Source organism: Xanthobacter autotrophicus, from assembly GCF_029991245.1.
GTDB lineage: Bacteria > Pseudomonadota > Alphaproteobacteria > Rhizobiales > Xanthobacteraceae > Xanthobacter > Xanthobacter autotrophicus_C.
On sequence record NZ_JAIVFO010000426.1, the window covers coordinates 1 to 407 of the forward strand.

The window sequence follows — 407 nt, forward strand, 5'->3', positions numbered from 1 at the left end:
TCCACGTGCTGTCCGGCGACCCGATTCCCGGCAAGAGCGACCAGCTGTTCTACGTGCAGGTCGATCCGCGCCCGCGCGGCGGCTATACCCCGGGTGAGGAGCCTGAGGAACAGATGACACGGCGCGACGCCGAGACCCTGCTGCGCGAGAAGCGCGGCATCCGCCAGGCGATGATGAGCGCGGGCGGCGGCACGGTGGAACCGGAGCTCAGCACGCTCAAGCCGTTCTCGGTGGATACGCGCTGGACGTCGGCCGATTTCTTCCCGATGTTCGACGTGCCGATGCAGTACGGGCGTGCCTGGAACAGCAGCGATGATGACAATCGCAGCCGGGTGGTGGTGCTGTCGAAAGCGATCAACGACAAGCTGTTACAGGGTGCCGACAGCACCGGTCGCGAGATCCGCCTG

Annotated in this window: 1 protein-coding gene; it reads left to right on the forward strand. The window is 66.1% G+C overall.

All coding sequences use genetic code 11. The features are described from left to right. The coding region (locus K9U41_RS23525; protein WP_282643238.1) for an ABC transporter permease at positions 1-407 on the forward strand (407 nt) is incomplete at both ends.